At 66.8% G+C, this 19,248-nt stretch carries 23 protein-coding genes; 5 read left to right on the forward strand and 18 right to left on the reverse strand.

Annotated elements, in window-relative coordinates:
• Nucleotides 1–9: 9 nt before the first annotated feature.
• Genes VMV28_02715 through VMV28_02725 form a run of 3 tightly spaced genes read right to left on the reverse strand, consistent with a single transcriptional unit; the run spans nucleotide 10 to nucleotide 2,311 of the window.
• A complete protein-coding gene (locus VMV28_02715) occupies nucleotides 10–837 on the reverse strand; it encodes a hypothetical protein (protein HUZ79516.1) in 828 nt (275 codons plus the stop codon).
• Nucleotides 838–851: 14 nt separating this feature from the next.
• Nucleotides 852–1,289: a CoA-binding protein gene (locus tag VMV28_02720; GenBank protein HUZ79517.1), complete on the reverse strand. Its 438-nt coding sequence runs from the start codon at nucleotides 1,287–1,289 to the stop codon at nucleotides 852–854.
• Nucleotides 1,250–2,311: a CPBP family intramembrane glutamic endopeptidase gene (locus tag VMV28_02725; protein ID HUZ79518.1), complete on the reverse strand. Its 1,062-nt coding sequence runs from the start codon at nucleotides 2,309–2,311 to the stop codon at nucleotides 1,250–1,252. Before VMV28_02725 ends, VMV28_02720 begins: the two co-directional genes overlap by 40 nt.
• Before the next feature lie 94 nt (nucleotides 2,312–2,405).
• Between VMV28_02725 and VMV28_02730 the strand changes: the two genes are divergently transcribed.
• Nucleotides 2,406–4,205 carry an FAD-binding protein gene (locus VMV28_02730; GenBank protein HUZ79519.1) on the forward strand — a complete coding sequence of 600 codons (1,800 nt, stop codon included), beginning with the start codon at nucleotides 2,406–2,408 and terminating at the stop codon, nucleotides 4,203–4,205.
• On the opposite strand, the gene VMV28_02735 is transcribed toward VMV28_02730, so the two are convergent.
• Genes VMV28_02735 through VMV28_02760 form a run of 6 tightly spaced genes read right to left on the reverse strand, consistent with a single transcriptional unit; the run spans nucleotide 4,202 to nucleotide 7,899 of the window.
• On the reverse strand, nucleotides 4,202–4,426 hold the full coding sequence (locus tag VMV28_02735) for a KEOPS complex subunit Pcc1 (protein HUZ79520.1): 225 nt from the start codon (nucleotides 4,424–4,426) through the stop codon (nucleotides 4,202–4,204). The two genes, VMV28_02730 and VMV28_02735, sit on opposite strands and share 4 nt — an antisense overlap.
• Nucleotides 4,423–5,418 (reverse strand): DUF1028 domain-containing protein, encoded by a 996-nt coding sequence (locus VMV28_02740; protein HUZ79521.1) that lies wholly within the window; start codon nucleotides 5,416–5,418, stop codon nucleotides 4,423–4,425. The genes VMV28_02735 and VMV28_02740 overlap by 4 nt, the downstream gene beginning before the upstream one ends.
• A gap of 31 nt (nucleotides 5,419–5,449) precedes the next feature.
• Nucleotides 5,450–5,815, reverse strand: coding sequence for a hypothetical protein (locus VMV28_02745; GenBank protein HUZ79522.1), 366 nt, complete (start codon nucleotides 5,813–5,815; stop codon nucleotides 5,450–5,452).
• A 15-nt stretch (nucleotides 5,816–5,830) separates the two neighbouring features.
• Entirely contained in the window at nucleotides 5,831–6,469 is a 639-nt protein-coding gene (locus tag VMV28_02750; protein HUZ79523.1) for a hypothetical protein, read from the reverse strand.
• Nucleotides 6,470–6,491: 22 nt separating this feature from the next.
• The gene (locus tag VMV28_02755; protein ID HUZ79524.1) at nucleotides 6,492–7,670 is read right to left on the reverse strand and encodes an NAD(P)/FAD-dependent oxidoreductase; all 1,179 of its coding nucleotides are present in this window, start codon (nucleotides 7,668–7,670) and stop codon (nucleotides 6,492–6,494) included.
• Nucleotides 7,671–7,707: 37 nt separating this feature from the next.
• Nucleotides 7,708–7,899, reverse strand: a complete 192-nt coding sequence (locus VMV28_02760; GenBank protein HUZ79525.1) for a 4Fe-4S binding protein — start codon at nucleotides 7,897–7,899, stop codon at nucleotides 7,708–7,710.
• 186 nt (nucleotides 7,900–8,085) lie between these two features.
• On the opposite strand from VMV28_02760, the gene VMV28_02765 reads away from it, so the two are divergent.
• Both VMV28_02765 and VMV28_02770 read left to right on the forward strand, forming a co-directional pair.
• Nucleotides 8,086–9,117 carry a hypothetical protein gene (locus VMV28_02765; GenBank protein HUZ79526.1) on the forward strand — a complete coding sequence of 344 codons (1,032 nt, stop codon included), beginning with the start codon at nucleotides 8,086–8,088 and terminating at the stop codon, nucleotides 9,115–9,117.
• An 82-nt stretch (nucleotides 9,118–9,199) separates the two neighbouring features.
• Entirely contained in the window at nucleotides 9,200–10,414 is a 1,215-nt protein-coding gene (locus tag VMV28_02770) for a hypothetical protein (GenBank protein ID HUZ79527.1), read from the forward strand.
• On the opposite strand, the gene VMV28_02775 is transcribed toward VMV28_02770, so the two are convergent.
• Complete coding sequence (locus VMV28_02775) at nucleotides 10,329–11,102, reverse strand: glycosyltransferase (protein HUZ79528.1); 774 nt, start codon at nucleotides 11,100–11,102, stop codon at nucleotides 10,329–10,331. The genes VMV28_02770 and VMV28_02775 overlap by 86 nt on opposite strands.
• Nucleotides 11,099–12,049, reverse strand: coding sequence for a GDP-mannose 4,6-dehydratase (locus VMV28_02780; GenBank protein HUZ79529.1), 951 nt, complete (start codon nucleotides 12,047–12,049; stop codon nucleotides 11,099–11,101). Before VMV28_02780 ends, VMV28_02775 begins: the two co-directional genes overlap by 4 nt.
• A 164-nt stretch (nucleotides 12,050–12,213) precedes the next feature.
• Here VMV28_02780 and VMV28_02785 point away from each other — a divergent pair, with 164 nt between their 5' ends.
• Nucleotides 12,214–12,738 carry a GtrA family protein gene (locus tag VMV28_02785; GenBank protein HUZ79530.1) on the forward strand — a complete coding sequence of 175 codons (525 nt, stop codon included), beginning with the start codon at nucleotides 12,214–12,216 and terminating at the stop codon, nucleotides 12,736–12,738.
• On the opposite strand, the gene trxB is transcribed toward VMV28_02785, so the two are convergent.
• From trxB to VMV28_02815, 6 genes are all read right to left on the reverse strand, one after another.
• Nucleotides 12,735–13,679, reverse strand: coding sequence for a thioredoxin-disulfide reductase (gene trxB / locus VMV28_02790; GenBank protein ID HUZ79531.1), 945 nt, complete (start codon nucleotides 13,677–13,679; stop codon nucleotides 12,735–12,737). The two genes, VMV28_02785 and trxB, sit on opposite strands and share 4 nt — an antisense overlap.
• 50 nt (nucleotides 13,680–13,729) lie before the next feature.
• A complete protein-coding gene (locus VMV28_02795; GenBank protein HUZ79532.1) occupies nucleotides 13,730–14,218 on the reverse strand; it encodes a flavin reductase family protein in 489 nt (162 codons plus the stop codon).
• Nucleotides 14,215–15,333, reverse strand: a complete 1,119-nt coding sequence (locus VMV28_02800) for an ABC transporter permease (GenBank protein HUZ79533.1) — start codon at nucleotides 15,331–15,333, stop codon at nucleotides 14,215–14,217. Before VMV28_02800 ends, VMV28_02795 begins: the two co-directional genes overlap by 4 nt.
• Nucleotides 15,330–16,277, reverse strand: a complete 948-nt coding sequence (locus VMV28_02805; protein ID HUZ79534.1) for an ABC transporter ATP-binding protein — start codon at nucleotides 16,275–16,277, stop codon at nucleotides 15,330–15,332. Before VMV28_02805 ends, VMV28_02800 begins: the two co-directional genes overlap by 4 nt.
• A 120-nt stretch (nucleotides 16,278–16,397) precedes the next feature.
• Nucleotides 16,398–16,532, reverse strand: coding sequence for a hypothetical protein (locus tag VMV28_02810; protein HUZ79535.1), 135 nt, complete (start codon nucleotides 16,530–16,532; stop codon nucleotides 16,398–16,400).
• Nucleotides 16,533–16,582: 50 nt separating this feature from the next.
• On the reverse strand, nucleotides 16,583–17,407 hold the full coding sequence (locus VMV28_02815) for a DUF6293 family protein (protein ID HUZ79536.1): 825 nt from the start codon (nucleotides 17,405–17,407) through the stop codon (nucleotides 16,583–16,585).
• A 153-nt stretch (nucleotides 17,408–17,560) separates the two neighbouring features.
• Here VMV28_02815 and VMV28_02820 point away from each other — a divergent pair, with 153 nt between their 5' ends.
• Complete coding sequence (locus VMV28_02820) at nucleotides 17,561–18,523, forward strand: hypothetical protein (protein HUZ79537.1); 963 nt, start codon at nucleotides 17,561–17,563, stop codon at nucleotides 18,521–18,523.
• On the opposite strand, the gene VMV28_02825 is transcribed toward VMV28_02820, so the two are convergent.
• Nucleotides 18,520–19,170, reverse strand: coding sequence for an ACT domain-containing protein (locus tag VMV28_02825; GenBank protein ID HUZ79538.1), 651 nt, complete (start codon nucleotides 19,168–19,170; stop codon nucleotides 18,520–18,522). The genes VMV28_02820 and VMV28_02825 overlap by 4 nt on opposite strands.
• Between the last annotated feature and the right edge of the window lie 78 nt (nucleotides 19,171–19,248).

Consider the following 19,248-nt stretch of genomic DNA (forward strand, 5'->3'; position numbering starts at 1 on the left):
GCCGGCGGCTCAGCGCGACATTCCCGGTGGGTGCGGGGACCGGGATTCCGGCCCGAGATGGCTCGATGGGTGACAGGAGTCGATCGTTCCGTCGTACCGTACGACGTGGCAGTTGCGCCCGACTACGATCCGGTCGGCCCGGAGGTACTGGACCGTGACGCCTTCGATGTGGACCGTCTCCGCCTCGATCCGGTCGATGTCCAGGGTCGGGCTCTCGAGGATCGAGCGCAGGATCGGCGGCCGGACGGGCAGCGTGAATCGCACGTCGCCGCCCTCGACCGTGCCGATGTGGCTCACTCCCCGGATGGTCGCCTGCACCCGGGGGGCTCGGAGGGTACCTCGGATCTCGAACCGCCCGTCCGCTTGGAAGAATCCAGCGCTGGCGGAGCCCACGACCGCGAGTTGGCCCCGGATCTGGAGGAGGCGGGTGACTCGGAGCGCGCCTCCGATGTGTACGGTGCCATCGAACCCCGCGTCCGTGGCGTCGACATCGGTGAACGTACGGCACTGCCCGCGGACCTCGAGCGTTCCGCGCGTCGTCACGATTCCGACCACTTCGAGCTCTCCGCGAGCCAGCACCCGGTCGGCGCTGAGGGCTCCGACGATGGTCACGAACCCGCGGAGGTCCGCTTGGCCGACGTCCACGTTGCCGAGGACCTTGGCCGTTCCGTCGATCGCCCAGGTCTCGGCGTGGATCGACTCCCGTCGAACGGTCCCTCGGTCGATGACCTGGCCGGTGCGCGGTGGGAGAGGTGCGGCTGCTGGCTTCGGAGGCGCAGGCGGCGCTCCGGGGACCGCAGACGGCGAGGCCGGTACCGGAGAGGGCGATACGGACATGGAACTCCTCCGGACTAGCGTCCGCGTCCTTTGGCCGGAATGCGCAGGCGGCGGTGCTGGGCCATGATGCACAGGTTCTCGTACACGGTCGCGCCGCTCGTCCGGGCCTTTGCGGCCGCCTCGTGATGCTCGACGCCGCTCTGCATCCAGATCGTCGGGGCCTTTCGGGCGATGGCCTCGTCGACGATCGGGGGCACATCCTCGCTCTTTCGGAAGATGTCGACGATGTCGAGATGGATGTCCATCGGTACCGCGGTCAGGGAGGCGTAGGACTTCTCTCCCAGCACCTCGGGAACGGTCGGGTTCACGGGGATCACCCAGTACCCTTGGGACTGGAGGTATCGGGCGACCTCATTGGAGTCTCGCTCGGGTTTGTCGGAGAGTCCGACGATCGCGATCCGGTGTGCTTTCGTTAGGATCTCGCGCATGTGCGCATCGTCGGATGCCGCCATTCCTCCGGCGGGAGGCGGGAGCGGTTCAAGATGCTAACGGAGGGGGTCCGAAGGACCCGACACGGCCCTTCCCGCCGGTCGAGCGGCCCCGACAAGCGCCCCGAGCTCCAGGACGGCGGCTCCCCTCCCACTCCGTACGGCAGTTCTGAGTGCGAGGTCGAGTCGGAGGGCCACCAGCCGGCCGGCGGATCGAAGACCCGGTAGGTCATGCTCAGATACGTCGCGAGAGCGATCGCGAGCCCGATCAGTACCAGTCCGTAATGGAGCACCAAGCCATCGGTTGTCGACACGAGCGTAAGGTACGCTGCGGCGTCGGTCGCCCCGTGTAGGAGGGCGATCACGACGATGTTTCCACCGGAATGGCGCATCGCCGCGGCGAACGCGAAGCCCGTCAGGAAGAGCGTTGGGAAGATCAGCGGGGCTGCGGCTCCGTAGGTGGTCCCGTAGTAGAGGTGGACGGCGGCGAATAGTAGGCTCGTCCAGATCGCGGGCCCGATCCATCCACGCGTCCGGCCGAGCCAGAAGCCAAATATCCACCCACGAAAGATCGTCTCCTCGAACGCCCCGATGACGAAGGAGAACCCGACGAAGAACCAGGGGTTGCCCTGGGCGAGCTCGAGCGCGGGGTTCGGACGGTCGAGCAACGCGAGCGCGGATGGGTCCAGTATCGTGTAGGCGATCGTGAGGATCGCGGTCACCACCAGCGCCACGGCGGCCATCGACCCGTACCAGCGGAATCCCTCCCAGACCGCCGAATGGATCCGGTCGGTCGCATGGCGCAGGGGTCCCGTGCCCACCAGGACCAGGAAGGCGACGATCGGAATCCCATAGACTACGGAGAGGTCGCCCGGCAGGTTGTCGTAGATCGCTTGCAAGGCAGGAACTAGCTGCGGGACGAAATACTGGCTCGCGATGGCAACGACGGTGATCGCGACCGCCACGGCGTAGCGAGCGACCTCCCGTGACACGCCGCCCGGGGGGGAGACCGATAGCGCGGACGTCGCGAGTTCCGCCCGATCCACGTACGCGCCATCGGGGCACGCTACATATCCGTTCGGCGGACCCGCGGTTCCGGGTTAAGTCCCGCGGTGGTTGCTAGAGGAGGGTCGCACGACCATGGACCTCACCGTACTCGTCAAGGCGACGCCCGATCGCGACGCGTTGCGGTTCGATCCGCAGGAGCGAACGGTCGTCCGGGTAGGTGCAACGGCATTCTTCAACCCGTTCGATCAGCGCGCGTTGCGCGTGGCGCTCGATCTTCGGCGACCCGGCGAGAGAGTCCATCTCGTCTCAATGGGACCGCCCGAGATCGCACCCCTTCTTGTGGAGGCGTACGCGATCGGGGTCGATCGGGTCATCCTGATCTCCGACGACGCGCTGATCGGCTCGGACGCGCTCGTGACCGCGCGGGTGCTCGCACGTGCGGTGCAGCGGCTCGGCCGCTCGCTCGTATTGATGGGGGATCGCTCGACGGACGGGGAGAGCGGGATCCTCCCTGGAGCCCTCGCGCCGCTGCTGTGGGCGGCGCCGATCGTGCGGGCCCGATCGATCGCCCGTTCCGAGTCCGGCTTCGAGTTCGATGTCACGGCCGATACCGAGGACGGCTGGGCTCGCTACCGGGTGACCGCGCCCTGCCTCATCGCGGTCGGAGAGAAGATCGCAAAGCCGAGAAAGGGGACGCCCGCGGAGCTCGCCGCAGCGGCGACCCGCCCGATCGAGCGGTGGACGATCTCCGATCTTGGGTTTCGACCGCGGGAGGTCGGTCGGGCGGGTTCGCAAACGACGCTCGTCGAGGTCGCATTGGACGCTCCCCTACGGATCCCACGGACCTATTCGGGTCCAACGCTCGCGGAGGGGATCCGAGAGGGTCGGAAGTGGATCGACGCGCTCGCTGGCCCTACGACGCCCGAAGGCGAGCCGTTCCCAACCCTCGCGACCGATGGATCGTACGATCGCGAAGTACTCGTCCTCGCGAGCGGGCCCGATGGGAGCTCGGATCCGCTCGCCCTCCAGGTCCTTTCGGAGATACGGCGGCGCATCCCGGATCACTGGCCATCCGCCGTCTGGGTCGGCCCTCATCCGAGTTCGGAGGATGCCGAACGGCTGCTGCGCGCGGGCGCGGTCCGAGGGTACGGATTGCACGGGCCGAGCGACCGCATCCTTTCGGTGGTCGCCACGCTCGGGCTGGAGCGGGCGATGGATCGTCGTCCGCACGCGGCCGCCGTGCTCATTCCAAGCACGCTCACCGGGCGCGAGATCGCCGGGCGCCTCGCCGGGCGACGCGCTCTGGGGATCGTGACCGACGTGGAGGACTGTCACTCGGGCCCCGCCGGTCAGCTCGTGTGGACCAAACCATCGTTCGGTGGCGCGCACCGCGCGAGCGTCGTGACCCGGAGCCGACCCAGCATCGTTACCTTCCGCCCCCGGAGGAGCGCGCATATCGGCCCCCTCGCCGGCGTCTCCCTCGACTGGATCGACATCCCGTTCGAGCCGCCCGCCACTCCCATCCAGAAGCTCGACGACGGGATCGAGCGACTTCCCGAGTTCGGTCGACCGGACCTCGCCCGAGTGGTGGTCGGCCTGGGAATGGGGATCGAAGGGCTGAAACAGGTCCGTGCTCTATTGCCGACGCTCGCCGCCCGCGGGATGGCCCTCGTGGCCTCGCGTCGCGTGGTGGATGCCGGATGGGTTCCCCCGCACCTTCAGGTCGGCCTCACGGGTCGGTCGGTCGCTCCACCGCTCGGGATCCTGATCGGGACCTCGGGCAGCGCGAACTTCATGGTCGGCTGGCGTCGCGCGCATCGCCTGATCGCGATCAATCGTGACCCGGGCGCGGCCGTCTTCCGCAGTGTCGACCTCGGGCTCGCCGGACCGTGGGAGGAGATCCTCCCGGCCCTCCTCGGCCCGGGCCCCTAGCGCTTCGTCATCGCGACGGTCTCTTCGGCGGCGTGCAGGCAGGCCAGGAGGTCATCGACGCTCGCTCGCGCGCTCGCGGCGGAGCTCGATCGCACCCGCACGATCAGCTCCGCCCCCTGCGCGAGAACCTCGACGTACTCCGGATTGTCTACGGCGACGGCCTGGGCGATGCGCGTCGCGATGTTGGCCGACGGCCAGGTGCGCCGGATCTCCACGGTCACTTCGACGCGTGGTGCTTCTCGTGCGTCGATGGGCTCCCCCCAGACGCCTTCGCTCCCGGCCCTTGGGAGAGCGCACCCGAGACGATCGGGGCCGTCTTCGTGCGACGCCGGACCTCGCTCTGCGACAGTTCGCGCAGGTGGACGATGATCGAGGGCCAGACCTTCCCATCGTCCCGCAGTTTGTTCTCGAAATTGTTCTCGTTGATGAACTTCGCGAACGCCGCTCGGCTCGTGTCGTCCCAGACCCCATGGGACCGACCGCTGTAATATCCGAGCACGCCGAGGTCGTGTTGGAGAGCCTTCGCGAGGTCCGCGTCGATCGTCTGGAGGGTTGCCGGGTCCTCCCGACTGAGCATCGTGAGATCGTAGAGCTTGAAGATCCGCTTGAGCTCCTCGATCGGCGACGGGTGATCGTCCACCCGGATATCGACCCAGCGATCGGATCCCGCGTCGTACCCGCCGCCTTTGCGAACGATGAGCATCGCCGCCGACTGCATTCCGCGGCGATCGCCCCCCTCCCGCTGCGCGGAGCTCAGGGTCGCGAGCAAGCGCTCCGGGAGGTCTCCCGGGGTCGATTCGAAGGTGCGCGCCATGGCGCGGACGACGCCCGGGCCGAAGAGGATGTTCCCCTGACAGGCAAACCCATCGCCGACCTCGTGGCCGGCCCAGTCCATGCACTTCGCTCCGGTGTAGGCCGCTGCTTCGCCCTTCGAGTCCACCACGCCAAGCTGGCGATGGTCCCTTCCCTCGTCGGCCGAAGTCAGCTTACGAACCACCTCCGAGGCCCGGAGCCCCGACTTCATGAGAGCCAGTCCTTCGGGGCCGTATCGCACGTTCGAGTAGGCTTGCGTCGCGACGGCGCCGACCTCGGCCTCCGCCCATGGAACGACCGAACCGACACTGATGAATCTCGACTGGACCGCCACTCCCCAGAGCTGCCGATCCCGATCGTAGGCGACGATCGAGAAGGTGCCGAACCGCGCGGGTGCCATCGTCGACTCCGAGAGCCGGCCGGTTCAAAACCTAGCGGTCCGCTTCGGAAGCCGGGAACTCCGTGACGGCCCGTTCACCCAGGTCGCCGATCAGATTGTCGACGAGGCGCGAAGCCTGCGGCCGGTCTCCGTCTCGATAGACGCGATCGGCGCTGCGAAGGCGTTCGACGTACGGGGCGACATCGATCCCCCGCGCTCGAAGGACGGCGATGAGGCGAGAAACGAGATGCAGTCGCTGCGCGGTGCGATCCTCGTCCTCGGATGGCACTCCCTCGTCCACCGGCCCGCGGGTGACGTACTCGACGAGGCCCCGCGGCCACTGCGAGACCTCTCCCTCGCCTCGCCGGACCGGTCGGCGACCGGTATCGAGAGAGGACCCGTCCTCGTCCGCGGCCATGTTCCGGGGCGGGGTCTACGCCTCTTTAGGGGGCGTCGGCGCGGCGACGGGGGGTGAGCCCCGTGTGCCCGGGGGTTTCGGCATCGGGACGCGCGCGCGAATCGCCTCCCAGATCGGATCGATCGATTCGTAGAAGGCCGGGTCGACGCCCGGACCGGCGAGCGCAGCCGCGGCTCGCTCGATCGGGGCGGCGAGATCCGCCGTCTCCAGGCTCTTCGCCCGGGCGAACTCGATGGACGAGCGCGCGAGGGCGAGCTGGAGCTCTGCCGTCTTCCGATCGTGCATGGCCTCCCGGTCGGCGGGCGTCATCTGGAGTTCGGGGTTCCATTGGGGAGGTTGCGGGAACGGGATCGCGACGCGCAGCGAGCGGAACGGCTCCGAGATCGTGGGCCACCGGGGTTCGTGCAGGCGCACGGCCAGGGCGTCCAATTGGCTTGTGGCCTCCCGCCAATCGCCCGCGGTGTAGGCGGCTTCCGCGCGCTCGAGCGGGGAGACGAGGTCGGAGCTCGGTGCCCCGCGCCAGATGTCCAGCGATAGGGTCACGCGCGAAGGAGCGAGTCGGCGCAGGACCTTCTTCTCCGGCGGTACCGCTACGGCGGGGACCGGGGGCGGAGGGGGCGTGTTCCCTGGAGGACGGTTGGGGGCGCCGGGCATGGAAGCGATCGTCGCGCGTTCCTTACAGGAACTCTGCGAACTCCTGGGTGATCTCGGGATGCTTGTCGCGCACGGCCTTGAGGATGTTGTGGACGCTGAGCTTCTGCAAGTGGACGGTGGACAGCGCGTCGACGAGCTTGTTGAAGATTTCGTCGGAGAGCGTGCAGAGCTTCTCCTTGGCGAGCCAGTTGCGGTAGAGCTTCTCCTCGAGGCGGGCGCGCCAGCCTCGGTCGTACTTATCGAGAAACGCTTTGGAGAAGTCGCCGGCGTGGACCGACTCGGCGGCGACGGTTCCGCAGATCTTGCCCGCGATGCATCCGTTCGCGATGCCTCCGCCGGTGAGCGGGTCGATCATCCGAGCGGCGTCCCCGACGATCATGATCCCGTCAGCAGCGCTCTGCTTCACGGGCGGGGAGATCGAGACGCCTCCACCGACCATGTCGATCTTCTTTCCCTTCGCGTAGGCCGGGTGCTTCGCGATCCAGTCGTCGAGGTACTTGCGGGCCTCGGCCATCCCCGTGATCTTGCTGAGCTGCACGCCGATCCCGACGTTCGCGAGTCCCTCGTCCTTGGGGAAGATCCAGACGTAGCCCCCCGGGGCGACCTTCCCGAGGTAGAAGTCGCAGTAGCGGGTGTCGCAGTCGACGTTGGTCATCCGGTACTGGAGGCAGGAGTCCATGTCCCGGGTGGAAATGTTGGTCGATAGGCCCGCCCAGCGGCCCACTTGACTCTCGAAACCATCGGCGGCGATCGTCACCTTCGCGCGGATCTCGAACGGCTCCCCAAACTGCTTGATCCGCGCACCTACGACCCGTCCGCCGTCCTTCAGGACCCCGACGGCGGCCGTCTTGAGGAGGAACTCCGCTCCGGCGTTCGCGGCGTCGATGGCGAGCGCTTTATCGAACCCGTCCCGCTCGACGACGTAGCCGACCTCGTTACCGGCGTTCTTCTCGTTGATCTCGAACACCGTCTCGTTGGGAGCGAAGATCCGGGCGCCTTCGACCTCGAGGTTGATCCACTTCCCGGGCTTGATGCCGACCTCGGGAAGCCAGTCCTTGCTCATCCCCTCGCCGCAGCGCACGGGACTGCCGATTTCCTGACGCTTCTCAATCACGAGCACACGGGCGCCCTGCTTGGCCGCCCACTTGGCCGTCATCGAGCCGGCGGGCCCGGCACCGATCACGAGGACATCGGTCTTCAGATCCTGGACCATGATCTTGCTCCCGAGAATCCACGCCTCAGTCGATCTCGATCGCTCCGACGGGGCACGCCTTCACGCAAATCTCGCAGCGAGTGCAGATCTTCTCATCGAACGTGATGCGGGTCTCATCGAGGTAAATGCAGTTGAGCGGGCAGACCCCGACGCAGGCGCCGCAGTAGATGCATAGCTGCCCGCTTGACTCGATATGGAGCGTCTTCTTGCTCGGCACGTCGCTCTCGAAAAATCGAATCGACCCCCTCTATTAAAGGCTCCGTCGGACCCCTCGGTGCGCGCGAGCGCCGGCCGGCGGGTTGAAACCAGTTCCCGAGCCCGGCTCCCGAGTGCAGGGCGGTTCGTGCCGCCTTCATGGGTGCGTTGCGCACGCTATAACTGCTCCCCGTTCCGTCGGGAGGCGATGCGCGAGTGGGAGCGCTACCTGCCCGAAATCACCGTGACGGTGACGATCGGGCTCGCAACGGTCGCCTCGCTTGCGGTGTACGCATCCTACGGGATCCTCACCTGGGCGTTCTCGGTCATCTGGGGCCTCTCGGTCCTGAGCTCGGTCAGCCTGTTCTTCGCGGTCCGTCGCTCGGGCGAGGATTGGCACAAGGAGCTGCGGAACCTCTTCCTCATCGGGCTCGTCGTCGGGATCGTCAGCGTCTTCACCGGCCTCGGCAACAACGGCACCGACGAACCCTATGGGATGATCGGGTACCTCTCCGAGATCCTCCACGGGCAGGACCCGTTCTGGACCCACTTGGTCCTGAACTACACGGTCCATGTCCTCAACGTCTGGTCGTCGCCCGTCAACTCCTCGAGCTACTACTCCTACCTCCCGCTCCTCATCTTCATCCAGATCCCCGGGGCGGGGGTCATCGGATACGAGTTGATGTGCCTCGGCTTCTGGGCCGGGCTCGTCTACCTCGTCCGCAACGACGAGTTCGCCGCGCTCTCGCTCGCCTCTCCCGTCGTCGCGTTGACCGCGGCCAATGGGTTCACGGATCTTCCCGTGATCTTCCTGATGACCCTGTCGTTACGTGGGTGGACCGGTCCCAAGGCGAAGCTCGTCGAGTACGCCACCTACGGGATGAAACAGTTCGCGAATGTGTTCTGGGTCGTCTACTACATCCTCAAGCGGGACATCATCCAGTGCGTCCTCGTCGTCGTCATCACGCTCGCCTTCGCGATCCCGTTCCTCCTGTGGCACCCGCTCGGTATCTGGTGCCAGGCGCTCGCGTTCAGCATCGGGTCGTCGTGCACGGGCCAGCCGAACTCCGCCCGTCAGCTCTCCGACCTCTACTCGCACTGGAACTACTATCTATGGATACTCTGGGTCTACGTGCTCTTCCGCGGTTACATCCACCAAACGGGGAGACGTGTGATGGCGCGCATGCGGGGTTCGCGCGCCTCTTCGGAGGCCGCTCTCGCGCCGGTCGAGGCACCGTGAGGCGACGGGCAAGATCCACCGGGCGAACCCGCCGCGCAAGAACCACGTGCCCCTTGGGGCAGGAAGGGGGTCGCGGAGCGTGATGGCGGAGCCGGATGCGATCGACTCGCCCGAGGCGAGGCGCCGACGCCGCCTCCAGTACGCGGGGCTATGGACGCTCGGGCTCGCGATCCCGGCGGTCGTGCTCGGACTCGGGGGCGTCTATAACCCCGGCCAGCAGGTCTCGGATTCGACACCCACCATCCTGGGACTCTGGGCGCTCGTCTACCCCCTCTTCGTCTACCGAATGCACCTGATCCGGCTGTCGTCGTTCGCCATGATCCTGGTGTTCGCGAGCGTCACGGTCGCGTTCGTCTCGATCGTGACGGGCTGGGGCAACGGCATGACGGACGAACCGTACGCGATGCCGGCGTTCATTCACCCGCTCCTCCAGGGCCAGAACCCGTACACGACCCCGATCTACGTGACGTACAACCAGTACGGCACCATCTTCTATCTCGGGCCGACGAAATACGTCTACCTGCCGCTCCTGATCTTCCTACAGCCGTTCATCGGCGCCGGTACCGTTTACGCCGGCACGGTCTACAAGATCTACGTGGTCCTCGCTTGGGCCGCGACGCTCTACCTCGTCCGGAAGAACGCGTTCGCCGTGGTGGCGATTGGCCAGCCGTACATGGCCCTGCTCGCGGCCAGCGGCTTCAACGACTTCGTCGTCCTCCTGCTGCTCACCCTCGCGTTCGTCGGAGTCAACGGACGGCGTCAGAAGTGGGCCGAGATCCTCGCCCTCGGTTGTAAGCAATTCGCGAACGCGTTCATCGTCGTCTACTGGGCGATCAAGCGCGATTGGACCAACCTGACGATCGCCCTCGCCGTGAGCATCGCCTGGGTCCTGCCGTTCCTGATATGGGACCCGTCCGCCTTCATCTGCGATGCCGTCCTCCTCTCTCCCTCCGGCTGCGGAGGTGCGAGCACCGGCGGGGTGCTCCTCCATCTGAACTATTGGGCCTGGCCCGTATGGATCCTCGGAGTGTTCTTCGCCCCACTTCGGTCGTACTACTACCGCATCCGAAACCGGATGAAACCGAGAGCCCGCGCTCCCGTACCAAGGCCATTGGAGCCGAACGCGATCCGTTCCGCGGAACCGGGGCCTCCCCGCTCGCGTCCGGGATCGGTCGGATCGGGGGCCCCCGGCTCGCCCGCGGAGACCTCGGTTATTTCGGGGTGGAACCGGGTCGTCGGCGGGCCGTCGCACCGGCCTGCCGATACCGGGCCAACTCCCGCAGAAAGCTCGGGATGAAACCGAACCCTCGGATCAGCTTGGACTCGCCGGCGAGCCGCATGCCCATCTCGTACGGGACCTCGCGGATCTCCGATCGCGGATGGATCGCGAGGACGTAGAGCAGGAGCTTGTAGCCGGGTGGTGCGGGCGGGAGCTCGGAGACCCAATTCCGACGCGCGAGGAAGAATCCGGACAACGGGTCGCGCAAGCGGCGCGCCCCGGGTAGCACGAGCCGAGAGAGCGAGCGTGCTCCGCCGCTGATCACCCCTCGACGTCGCTCCTCCCATTGGACCGTTCCCCCCGAGACGTACCGGGAAGCGACGACGAGATCCACCGACGGCTCCCAGGCCGCTACCAGTCGATCGATGGTCTCCGCCGGATGCTGTCCGTCCGCGTCCATCGTCACCACGAGCTCGGTCGAGGAGCGCTGGAATCCGGCGATCTGGGCCGAGACCGTTCCGGCCTTTTGCGCGCGCTGGACGAGCTGCACTCGAGGCGTCGTCCAGGTCCGCTCCGCCTCGCGGACGCGCTCGACGGTACCGTCGGTGCTCCCGTCGTCGACGAAGATGAGATCGGTGAGGCGTGCCGAGCGGAAGGTGCCGGACGCGGCCCGGACCCGCTCCAGGAATGGGCCGATCGTGCCGCCTTCCTGGTAGGTGGGGCAGACGACGGTCACGTCTCGGGTCGCCTGTGCCGGGGCGCTCATGGCGCGCGACGGAAGGCTTCCATGACATCGTGCAGGGTCCGAGCGAGGTCGAACTCCGGCGCCCAGTTCGTGGCCTCTTTCAAGCGTCGAGCGTCCCCCACGATGTACGCTTCGTCGGTGGGGCGTAACCGAGCGCGGTCCAGCTTCCAGGTCGCCTTCTTCCGGGAGAGGCCGATGAGCTGCTGGAGGATCTGCCGTATGGAGTACTCGCGCCCGCTCGCCATATTGTAGACCTCGCCCGGTCGGCCGCGTTCGGTGATCGCGGCGATCGCCCGGACCATGTCCCGGACGTCCGTGAAGTCGCGGATCGGCCGCATGTTGCCGATCTGGACGACGGCCGGGCGTGCCCCGCGCTCGATGGCGACCAGCTGCCGGGCGATGTCGCTCGTGACCTCCCCGGTCTTACCGGGCCCGATCGTGTTGAAGATGCGTCCCCGGATCGTCTTCACGCCGTAGTTGACAAAGTACTGGTAGGAGAGCAGGTCCTGCGCGACCTTGCTGACGCCGTAGGCGTGCAGGGGCAGGAGGGGAGCGGTCTCGGCCGTCGGCGTTGCCGGCCGATGCCCGTGGCCGTACTCCGCGCTCGAGCACGCGATGAAGACCCGGGGGTCGGTGCCGAGCCGGCGTGCAGATTCGAGGACGTTCAGGGTGCCGCGGATGTTGACCTCGAGCGTCTTCCAGGGTTCTTTCCAGGAGATCGTGGGCAGACTGATCGCCGCCAGGTGGTAGATGTAGTCCGGTCGAGCGCGACGGAGCACGGTGTCGACGCGTCGCGCATCGGTGACGTCACAATTCCGCGCGTAGTGGGCCCCGGGCACGCGTTGCGCCACGGGGATCGGTCCGAGGCTCGCCGCCGTGGTCGAGATCCCTCGGCCCTCGAGGTGGGAGAGGAGGTAGCCGCCGATGAACCCCTCGGCACCGAAGATCACTGCGGACTTCTCTGCCATCGTCGCCGACCCTCCCGGGGCTCCGTTCGGGTCCGGCCTGTGGGAGGGATCGTTCGGTATAAGGCCGAGCCGTGAGCGCCCTCACCGGGCCTCCTCGGCCCCCGGTGCGGCCCATGGAGGCTAGGTTTCAAAGGCCCGCGGACCTCCGAGCCCGGGACGATCGGATGCCGGAACCTGGTGCGGCCTTCCCCCCGCGCGAAGACACCCCACTCGGTCGGTCGCGGTTCGTCGTGAAGTACGGCAAGTTCCTCGTCGTCGGGCTGACCGGATTCGTCGTCAACCTGGTCGTCTTCACTCTGGTGCTCGATGCGATCGCCCCGGGCCCATCGTCCGGGTTCTTCGAGAGCATCACGCACTTCCTGACCCAGACCTCATCCAATCCGGTCGACAGCCTGATCGCGAGCGCGGTCGCGTTCGCCGTCGCCACTCTATGGAACTTCACCCTGAACAATGCATGGACGTTCCGCACGCGCCTGCGCCGCCGGCACTCCCTCGGCTACCGGCTCGCGCTCTACTTCGGGGTCTCCTTGGGATCGCTCGTGATCAACGAGATCGTGCTCGTGCTCTCGAGCACGACGCTCCCGCCGCTCTACGGCCAGGGCGTCGGGATCATCGCGGGAAGCCTTGTCGGGTTCCTGGGCAACGCCCGCATTACGTTCGCCGAGGCCGAAGCGGTCGAGCCGAACTAGCGCGGCGCCGACGACTCTTCCAAGAAACGCTCCGCATCGAGCGCGGCCATGCACCCGAGTCCCGCGGCCGTGACGGCCTGCCGGTACCGGTGGTCGTACACGTCGCCCGCCGCAAACACGCCCTCGACGCTCGTGCGGGTGATGTCGTGCGTGCGGATGTATCCCCGCTCGTCCAGGTCGAGCGCCTTGCGGAACACCTCGGTCGCGGGATCGTGACCGATCGCGACGAACATCCCGTCGGCCCTCAGCTCCCGCGTCTCGCCGGTCCGCACGTTGCGCGTGAGCACACCCCGGACCGTGTCATCACCCCGGAGGTCGACCACCTCGTGCTCGAGCAGGAAGCCGATCTTGGGGTGGCTCTCGGCGCGGGCCTTCATGATCCGGCTCGCCCGGAGCGCAGGGCGCCGATGGACGATCGTGACGTGGGACGCGAATTTCGTTAGGAACAGGGCTTCCTCCATGGCGGAGTCTCCGCCACCGACCACGACGAGCTCTTTGCCTCGGAAGAAGAATCCGTCGCACGTGGCGCAGGCCGAGACCCCGTGACCGCGCAGGCGCTGCTCCGCGGGGAGGCCCAGCCATCGGGCGTTCGCTCCCGTCGCGACGATCACGGCCCGGGCGCGCACGTCGCCGCGCGAGCCCGTCCGGAGCAGGAAGGGCCTCACACCGAAATCGACGGACGCGACGTGGTCGTCGATGAACTTCGTCCCGAACCGCGCCGCCTGAGCGCGGAACTTCTCGATGAGCTCGGGGCCCTGGATTCCCTCGGGGAAGCCCGGGTAGTTTTCCACGTCGGAAGTGATCATGAGCTGGCCACCGGCCGGTACTCCCGCAATGACCAGAGGTTCAAGGTTGGCCCGCGCGGCGTACAGCGCGGCGGTCAGGCCGGCCGGTCCGCTCCCGATAATGGCGATGCGGACCTCGACCGGTGGGGCAGACATGGGGATTGGTTCTAGGGAAGCGGAGGATTAAAGGGCCGCCTCTCGAGCGCTCAGAGCTCCGTGTAGCGCGACCGGTGGAACACGAGGGGGGCGGCTTCGACACCGAGCTCCTGGGCAACGACCTCCCCCGCGAACAGGCGGTGGTCCGACACGTGGAACTCGGAGACCACCCGGCATTCGAGCGCCCCCAGGGATCCATCGAGGATCGCGGCGCCGGTGACCCCGCGATGGAGGGGAAGGTCCCGAAACTTCTCCTCCGACGCGAGGGAGAGCGCGAACCGCTCGCTGATCGATCGCTGCTGCGCGCTGAGGAAATTGGCGACGAAGACGCGGCTCTTCGCGACCACCGGGCAGGTGTCGGCGTCGTCCCCGAGACTGACGAGGAGCGACGGGGGATGGAGCGAGACCGAGAGCAGGCCGTTGACCGTGAGTCCGTAATCCGTTGTGCCGTCCCGCGTGGTGACGATCGCGACCCCCGTGGGCCAGCGACCCATCAGACGCCGGAAGACGTTCGGGTCGGTGCTCGGCAATCCACTCATTCGTCTCTCCACTTGAAGAAGTAGATCGCGAGGGCGAAAACGATAACGGCCCCGATCAGGACGACCGCGAGATCCCCGATCGCCCGTGGGATGTTGTTGAACAGGAGCACTTGGTTCATTCCGTCGATCACGTAGTACAGCGGGAGGACCTTCGCCACCAGCTGGAGCCCGGGCGAGAACGAGGATACCGGGAAGAACGTCCCGGCCAGGAACATCATGGGGAACGTGATGACGTTCCCGATTACGGCCGCGGTCTCGGGCGTCTTCGACACGGTCCCGGCGAGCATACCGAGCGAAACGAAGAACAGCGGGCCCACGATCAGGAAGGGCACCAACCAGATGCTGAAGGTGACGTGGGCGCCGAAGATCTCCGATCCGATAGCGAGCATGAGCGCGGCCGAGGCGAACGTGAGCATCGTGTACCAAATGAACCGCGATGCGAGCCACTCTCCCCGCGTGAGCGGCGTGAGCGACAGCTGCCGGAACAGGCCGTCCTTGCGATAGCTGGCGGTGACATCGACCATCGAGAACATGGGGCTGGTCAGGATCGAGAATCCGATCAGCCCCGGGACGAGGTAATCGATGTACGTGTAGACCTGGCTACCCACGTTCAGGCTGCTGGCACCGATGACCGGCGTGCAGTTCCCACTCGAGTTGCCCGCGCAGGCCGCCTGGAGGTTGAACGCGCTGATGACGCCCTGGAGCGCTCCGGCGGCCGTCCCAGCCGACGAGGCGTCCTGGGGATTGGTGTAGAGGATGACCTTGACGGGGCGATGCGCGGTGAAGTTCTGGCCGAATCCTTGAGGGATCACGAGGCCGGCGGAATCTCCGTTCTGGCCGAGATACGTTGAGAGGTTGCCGACCGAGGCTCCGACGACCTGGACCTGAACCAAGTGGGTCTCGTTGAGCGCCCGGAGGAACGCCACGCTCGTAGAGCTGTGGTCGAAGTCCTGGGCGTACAACGTCACGGTCGTCGCCCCCGTACTGGCGAAGATCAACCCGAAGAGCAGGATCAGGATGATCGGGAAGATCAACGAGAAGAACAGGGCGATCGGGTTCCGTACGTAACCATGGGCGACGATGGAGAGGTCCCCACCGATCCGCCGCGGGTTCACGGAGCGCCCCCGGCGGTCGGAGCCGCGGACTTGAGGACTCCTTCATCCATCTGGCCAACGAGGTGCACGAAGACGTCCTCGAGCGTGTCCCGTTCCGTGGCAAACCCGTTCCACGGGAACCCGCTCGCATCGATGACCGACAATATTCGCAGGGCGTCCCCCTTCTCTCGGAGAGCGATTTCGAGCCGGCCGGACTCGTAGCGGACCGCGATCCCCAACTTCTGGCGCACGTATTCCGCGAGCTCGGGAGATCCCTGGACCCGCAGGCGCTCCGGGCCGCCGTAGGTCTCGATGATCTCCCGTGGGGTTCCGCGGGCCACGATCCGCCCGTGGTTGATGATCGCGACCTGGTCGGCGAGGAGCTCGGCCTCCTCCAGGTAGTGCGTCGTGAGGAAGACCGTTCGACCGTCGCGCTTCAGGTCCCGGACGACCTTCCAGATCGCACGTCGCGCATGGGGATCGAGTCCGGTGGTCGGTTCGTCCAAGAAGCACACACGAGGCTCGTCGACCAGGGAGAGCGCGAGGCCGAGCTTCTGCTTCTGACCGCCGGACAGGGTGTCGAAGCGCGAATTCGCCTTGTCCGTGAGCTGCACCTGATCCAGGAGCGCCGCGGGATCGGGCTGCTTGCCGAAGAGCCGACCGTAGTACACGATCGCTTCCTTCGGGGTGACCTTCTCGAAGAAGCGGAACTCCTGGGGGATCACCCCGATCTGGTGATGCAGCTCCCGCCCGTCGGTCCACGGATCGAGGCCCAGCACGCGGATTTCTCCGGAGGTACGGCGTCGGAGTCCTTCGAGCATCTCCGTCGTCGTGGTCTTGCCGGCCCCGTTGGGACCGAGGAAGGCGAACACAGAGCCCTCCGGAACATCGAAGTCGATGCCATCGACGGCCGCGAGGGAGTCGTAGCGTTTGACGAGCTCACGCACCTCGATCGCATTCGACATCCTCCTCGCCGTGCGACGCTCGGTTATGTAACCTGCGGACGATCCCCGAGGGAACAATCGTCAGCACGAGCGCCGGGGCTCCAGCGGCCCGGAAGGGCCGCCGGAGTGGGCAGGGCATCGTCAGCGGAGGCGGAAGACGCAGGGACAGAGCGCGGAGGGCTTCGGCCATGGCCCGAGGGCCACCTGGTGCACCTGCCTCACCGCGCCAGTCGCGGAGGCCGCGAGGGTCTCGCTCCATCCGTCCCTGGTCGTCACAAAAAAAGGAACGCATCCGGAGTAGTTAACTATTGTAACGTTAAACTCGCTTAATGAGTTAAATCAGCCCCTGTCCCTCGAGAGCCGAACAGGACGAGGGCGACCTTTCCTTGCTCGGTCAGCCGGACCCGTCCCCGCGGCCCGGTACCCTCGATTCGGACGAACCCCCATCGCTGCTCGAGCGGTTCGAGCCGGCGGCGAAGACGCCCATGCTGAGCCTGGGGGGTGAGCCCGCCGCCCTCGAGACCCGTTGCGTCGAGGCCGAGCTCCCGGAGGAGCTCGCGCTTGCGAAGTGCCCCCCCTCGCCGGTCGAGGGCGTCGAGCACCTCGACGAGTTCGGATCCCGGCGCGCGCAGCTCGTAGACCCCCACGGGATCGATGCCGCTGACGACGTCGTTGACGGGTCGCACGCGGGGGGTGCGATTGGAGTACCACGAGCGGGAGACCCGAACGTAGTACGGCTCTCCCTTCCATAACATGCATGAGAGGGTTCCCGCGATCGACGTGATCTTGGTCCCGGTCGAGACGTTCACCCGGATCGGAACGACCGACGCGTCGTGGCGGTCGAGTCGCCGCTCCGACTCAAAGATTTGCCGGAACGCCCCGAGCGCTCCGAACACGTCCCATATCTCCGTCGGCGTCACCTGGACGTCCACGGGCCACGGGGCGGCACGCAGGCGCCGCACCACGGCATCGACGAACGGTTGCGCGGCGTCGCGCTCGGAGCGCGTCAACAAGTAGACGCGATCAGCGCGATCGGAGAGGATCGGTTCGGTGATGCGCTCAACCTCGAAGCCCACGGGGGCGACGTGGATCCGTGCGCGCGGGTCACCGATGGGAGTCCGCGGGATCGAGCGCGTCGAGCGTCTCGGCACGGCGGACGGAACACGATGAGTCGGATGAACTTGCGGGGTCCGACGGGCCGGGTTGCCTTGCACGAGGGGTCCTTGCACGCGTTGCAACACGGCAGCTGGGACGAAAGGTGATATCGCCCCGGACCCCGCCCTGCCTCCCCGAGTCAGATCCCGATGGCCGTACCGCTCGCCGCCGCACTTCGCTCGACCCCGCTCTTCTTCGAGCCCGTCCCGCCCGGTGCCCGCATGAGCGCCGAGCGTGCGGCGAAGCAGCTCGCCGCGGTCGTGGACGTCATCCGAGCCGTCCCGCGCATCGATGCGGTGGACGTGCCCGAACTCGTGGACGAGAACCACGAAGGACGTCCGTACTACCGGACGGGGGATCCCCGCGAGTACGCGCGACGGATCCACGAGAACACGGGGCGCGAGGTCATCGTCAACAAGGTCGTGGCCCACCTCGCGACCCCGGAGGCCGTGGCCGAGTGGGCCCAGGAAACGGTCGCCCGGGGAATCCGACACGTGGTTCTGGTCGGCGGCACGAGTCGGTACATCCCCTACCCCGGACCGACCGTCATCGAAGCGAACCGACTTTGTTTGCCAATCTTCCAGGACGTGCGGGGGAGCCTGGGCAACATCACGATCCCTCAGAGGGTCGGCGAAGCGCATCGGATGCTTGCGAAGACGCGCGCCGGCGCTTCCTTCTTCACGACCCAGATCCTCTTCGACGCCACGGCCGCGAGCGGGATGATCGAGGAGTATGACCGTTTGTGCCGGGAGGCGAAGCTCGCTCCCGCTGCGGTCCTCCTCAGCGTCGCCCCCCTCGGGGACGATAGCGACGTGGAATTCGCCCGTTGGTTGGGCGCCGAAGTATCCGAGGCGGCCGAACAGGAGATCCTCTCGGGCCCCGAGTCGGAGGCCGGATCTCGCAGCGTGACCCAGGCGCTACGTCTCTGGTCGACGGTCGATCAGGTACGTCGAAAGCACGGTCTCTCGGTCCCGCTGGGCGTGAACGTCGAACAGATCACGACCCGGCACCTTCCGCACGCGGAGGAGATGCTTCGAGCGTTCGCCGACGTCCTCCCTCGGGAGGAATCCCCTTCGGGCGCATCGAGGACCCCGGACCCACTTCGCTCCTAGCCGAGCGCGTGCGAGAGGGCGTCGATCGCCTCGCTCATGTCGTCCCGTTCGAGCACGAAGATCGTGTCCGTGTAGCACGACATCGCCTGGACGATGTTGATTGAACGCGTGGAGAGAACGCTCGTGAGCCGGGCAAGGAGCCCTGGGGTCTCCTCGATGCTCTCCGGGCTCGTGACCGCGAGCTCGACCAGTCCTCTTCGAACGGAGATGATCTGCGACTCGCGCAGCTTCCGTGTGAAGCGCGGGACCGAGTCCTCGTCGATCACAATCACCGTCCCTCGCGAGACTTGGATCAACCGGCAGATGGAATTCTCATCGAGGATCTCTTCGACGACGTCCCCGAGACGTCGGAGCACGTCGACTCCCTGGTCGACGGTGATGGTGGCCACCTTACTCCGGGTCTCGATGCGGCTCTTGCTGAGGACGCGGCGGACCGTCTTCTCCCGAGACTCGTGGTTGGGTCCGAGCGGGAAACGGCGGCATGCCGCCACGATCGCCTCCAGGTGCTCGGTGCCGATCTCCTCCCCGATCTTTCGCGCGATCGCGGAGTGATTGGCGATCCCGAGACGGAGCGCCTCGGTCACCGCGGGCCGGGCATCGATCCATTCCCGGACCGCACGAGCGGTCGTTCGGTCGCTATTCGACATAGTGTCTGAAATCCGACATATAAGTCCGGCTTGTCCAATCACGGTCAAATGGTACTTATAGGCGTCCCTTGCTTCATC

Source organism: Thermoplasmata archaeon, assembly GCA_035532555.1.
GTDB lineage: Archaea > Thermoplasmatota > Thermoplasmata > Lutacidiplasmatales > UBA184 > Lutacidiplasma.